Genomic DNA, 3,839 nt, shown 5'->3' with positions numbered 1-3,839 from the left:
GATGGCTACAGGGCTTACAACGACGAACTTCCAAAAGTAAAACACATTGTTAGCAAGCTGTATACACAGCGTATTGAGCGTGCACATCTGACACTGCGTAACCGATTGCAACGGCTCAATCGCAAGACGCCCGGATATTCAAAATCATCCAAAATGCACGATAGGATCATCGGTACTTACATCGAACGCGAGTACTACGTTTGATGCTACATCAACTCATTGAATACACGACCCCAAGGCACCCAACGATTCGCCGAGCAGTTTGACATCACCTTAACTGCAGTCATCCATCCCTGCGAGGATTCCCAGCAGCGTCGATTTGACTGAACCGGACTCACCGATCAGCGCAATCGACTGCGCGGGTTTGACAACCAGCTCAACTCCGGTGAGGATGGAAAGCCGATGTTCACCCTGACCGACGTGCTTACTTACATGATGAACTTCCAGAATATTTTCCGCCGACGCGGTGGCTGCCGAAGAGACTCCATTCAAAGACATATCTACATCCTTTTGCTGCTGGGATTACTCAGATTACTCAGCGCCCGCGCCTTTGCGGCGGAAACGCTCCTGGTATTGGGAGACAGCCTGAGCGCGGGCTATCGCATGCCCGCGGCTTCCGCCTGGCCCGCTCTGCTCAATGATCAATGGCAAAAAGCGGGCCCTGACGGCATAACAATTGTCAACGCCAGCATCAGCGGCGATACCGCGTCACAAGGGCTGGCGCGCTTACCGGCACTGCTGCAACAACATCAGCCACGCTGGGTACTGATCGAAATGGGCGGCAATGATGGCCTGCGCAGCTTTCCGCCTCCGACCATCGAACAGGGTCTTACCACTATCATCAATCAGGTGAAAGCGGCTAATGCTCAGCCCTTACTGATGCAAATCCGCCTGCCAGCCAACTACGGTCAGCGCTATACCACCACGTTCAGCGCCATTTACCCGCGACTGTCGCAGCAATTTTCCATCCCGCTGGTGCCGTTCTTTATGGAACAGGTTTATCTTAAGCCGGAATGGATGCAAGACGATGGTATCCATCCCACACGCGAAGCGCAGCCGTTCATTGCCGACTGGATGGCAAAACAGCTTAAACCGTTAGTGAACCTGTGACCGCTTATTTGCGTCTCATTACTAGTTGACCATGACCCTTAAAAAATATGGCTTTTTACTTAGGTAAAGTTATGCAAAAAACGGTTTTTATCACCGGTTGCTCCAGTGGTATTGGCTTGATTGCGGCATTGTACTTACGCCAGCGCGGCTATCGGGTGCTGGCCGCCTGCCGCCGCGCCAAGGATGTGCAGCGTATGAACACGCTGGGACTTGAAGGGATCGCACTGGATTTAGACGATCCCGACAGCGTGGATGCAGCGGCCGAGCAGGTTATCGCGCTGACCGGCAATCGATTGTACGGGCTGTTTAATAACGCAGGCTATGGGGTTTATGGCCCACTGAACACCATCTCGCGTCAGCAACTCGAACAACAGTTTGCCAGCAACCTGTTTGGCACGCACCAACTGACGCAGTGCTTACTGCCCGCCATGCTGCCACACGGCGAAGGGCGCATTATCCAGACCAGTTCCGTGATGGGATTTGTCGCCACGCCGGGACGCGGCGCCTACGCAGCAAGCAAATATGCGCTGGAAGCCTGGTCGGACACGCTGCGCATGGAACTGCACGGCAGTGGGCTGCTGGTCAGCCTGATAGAACCCGGGCCAATCGCCACGCGCTTTACCGATAATGTATCGCAAATGCAGGCGGAAGCGCCCGTCACTACCCCCGGAATCGCCCGGCGTTTTACCCTGCCGCCCGAAGCGATACTTCCTAAATTGCGCCATGCGCTGGAAAGCCCGCGCCCCAAACTGCGCTACCCGGTAACGCTGGTGGCACATGCGCTTACCGTACTGCGCCACCTGTTACCCGCCCGCTGGCTGGATGGGATATTGCGCACCCGTTCTTGATTAACGGCATATACTATTGTGACCCATAGCCATCACGATCCCGCACGCAGTACGGCGGAACGATGAACGTTACAACCGCTTGAAATGGCGTTATTCGCCCCCATTTATACCCTAAATAATTCGCGTTGCAGAAAGGCAGCAGGTGAGTGAGTGAATCCCGATGAGCTTACTTAGGTAAGTGATTCGGGTGAGCTAACGCAGCCAACACACCTGCAACGCGAAGTATGACGGGTATATCCCTGAAACGGATGAGAGAGACTGCCATGCTAGACCCTAATGCTAACACCGCCCATTACGCGAGCGTGATGGGTGTTAACGATACCAACCTGCACCAGTTGTTGGAACAATCCATGCAACTGCCGGTGCTGTTTTATTTCTGGTCAGAACGCAGTCAACACTGCTAGGCGCTCACGCCAGTGCTGCACAAACTGGCACAGGAATATGCCGGTCAGTTTATTCTGGCGCGGGTAGATTGTGATGCCGAGCAGCGCGTTGCGGCGCAGTTTGTTTTGCGCGCCATTCCGACGGGTTATCTGTTTAAAGACGGCCAGCCGCTGGACGGTTTCTAGGGGCCACAGCCAGAAGAGTCGATCCGCGAACTGCTGCAACGGGTGTTGCCGCGTGAAGAAGAGCTGAAAGTGGCAGAAGCGCAGCAGCGTATTCAGGAAGGCGATCTCCCAGCAGCGCTGACGCTGTTGAAAGACGCCTGGCAGTTAAGCCAGCAGCGCAGCGATATCGGCCTGATGCTGGCCGAAGTGCAGATTCAATTGAACCGCAGCGACGATGCGCAAGCGGTACTGGACACCATCCCGTTGCAGGATCAGGACACGCGTTATCACAGTCTGGTGGCACAGATTGAATTACTCAAGCAAGCCGCTGACACGCCGGAGATTCAGCAGTTACAGCAACAGCTTGCTGCCGACCCCAACAACGCGGAACTGGCAGTGAAGCTGGCGTTGCAGTTGCATCAGGTGGGACGTAACGAAGAAGCGCTGGAAAGCCTGATGCTGAAAAAGGATCTGGCTGCCGCCGACGGCAGCGCACGAAAAATCATGATGGATATTCTGGCGGCGCTGGGCACCGGCGATGCGCTCGCCTCGCGTTATAGCAGACAGCTATACGCGCTACTGTATTAATCCGCGTTGTTGTATGAGGTTTTAAGGTCTTGACCTCCCCCGGCGTCTAATGATGCTGAGCAATAAGGGGACGCTAGGATGAGCCGCAGGGATGCGGCGAAAGCGCCTGCCGTGCCGGGAGCACGTCAGGCGCGGTCCGTTCGGCGACCCCGTTTGCGAAGGTACCGCGCAGCGGCATCATTGCGCAAAAAGCGCGGGGTCGAGGGGGGGGGGGGGGTTGGCTACTGCACACCCCACGTCGGGCGCGTGCTACGCAACTAACAGAGAACCACTGCGTTCTTCGCGCACGAAAACATGCGCGCTACTCGACCCTGTACACGAGATTGTGTAATTGCCTGATTTTGATATGGTCAATCCAACATCAAAAGCAGGTTACTTTATGTGTACTAGCTCAGACCTGATCTGACAGTTACCGATTATTTATACAGTTGTCTGTCAGATTACATCTGGTTCAGATTCTTTTCTGCCCAGATCCGTTTTCCATCGAGTAAAGTGGCCATTGGCGTACGCCCGCAGCACATTTTTCCCTGATGAGTTCGCTCATTATTGTAATGCCACAACCAGTTGTCCAGATCTACCTGCAGGCTTTCCAGGTCTCCATATGACTTCTTGCGGAACGTAACATGATAAAAATCCTGCAAAATGGTTTTATGGAAGCGCTCGCAGATGCCGTTCGTCTGCGGAGACATCGCCTTCGTTTTCGTATGCTCGATATCGTTGATAGCCAGATAAAGCTGATAATCAT

The 3,839-nt window shown here is 54.4% G+C and carries 4 protein-coding genes and 2 pseudogenes; 4 read left to right on the top strand and 2 right to left on the bottom strand.

Going from position 1 to position 3,839, the window contains the following annotated elements; all coding sequences use genetic code 11:
* On the top strand, nucleotides 1-204 hold a 204-nt coding region (locus QZ506_RS17935; RefSeq protein ID WP_291972966.1), incomplete at its 5' end, for an IS1 family transposase.
* Nucleotides 205-276: 72 nt separating this feature from the next.
* On the opposite strand, the pseudogene QZ506_RS17930 reads toward QZ506_RS17935, so the two are convergent.
* Nucleotides 277-498, bottom strand: a pseudogene (locus QZ506_RS17930) (hypothetical protein); the annotation flags it as partial.
* Between QZ506_RS17930 and tesA the strand changes: the two are divergent.
* The 3 genes and pseudogenes from tesA to QZ506_RS17915 all read left to right on the top strand — a co-directional run bounded on the left by tesA (nucleotide 403) and on the right by QZ506_RS17915 (nucleotide 3,094).
* Nucleotides 403-1,110 carry a multifunctional acyl-CoA thioesterase I/protease I/lysophospholipase L1 gene (gene tesA / locus QZ506_RS17925; protein WP_291972965.1) on the top strand — a complete coding sequence of 236 codons (708 nt, stop codon included), beginning with the start codon at nucleotides 403-405 and terminating at the stop codon, nucleotides 1,108-1,110. The pseudogene QZ506_RS17930 and the gene tesA overlap by 96 nt on opposite strands.
* 71 nt (nucleotides 1,111-1,181) lie before the next feature.
* Nucleotides 1,182-1,958, top strand: a complete 777-nt coding sequence (locus QZ506_RS17920) for an SDR family oxidoreductase (RefSeq protein ID WP_291972964.1) — start codon at nucleotides 1,182-1,184, stop codon at nucleotides 1,956-1,958.
* Between the two features lie 263 nt (nucleotides 1,959-2,221).
* Nucleotides 2,222-3,094: pseudogene (locus QZ506_RS17915) on the top strand (co-chaperone YbbN).
* A 440-nt stretch (nucleotides 3,095-3,534) separates the two neighbouring features.
* Here the strand turns inward: QZ506_RS17915 and QZ506_RS17910 are convergent.
* Nucleotides 3,535-3,839: integrase core domain-containing protein (locus QZ506_RS17910; RefSeq protein WP_291972963.1), on the bottom strand; the 305-nt coding region annotated here is incomplete at its 5' end.

It is taken from the genome of Candidatus Symbiopectobacterium sp. (assembly GCF_020054415.1).
Taxonomy (GTDB): Bacteria; Pseudomonadota; Gammaproteobacteria; order Enterobacterales; family Enterobacteriaceae; genus Symbiopectobacterium.
The sequence above is the reverse complement of the archived record's forward strand: the minus strand, read 5'-3'. Positions and strand labels throughout refer to the sequence as shown.

Coding starts and splice junctions, on each gene's coding strand:
- tesA (WP_291972965.1), top strand. CDS start 403: ATGTTCACCCTGACCGACGTGCTTACTTACATGATGAACTTCCAGAAT.
- QZ506_RS17920 (WP_291972964.1), top strand. CDS start 1,182: ATGCAAAAAACGGTTTTTATCACCGGTTGCTCCAGTGGTATTGGCTTG.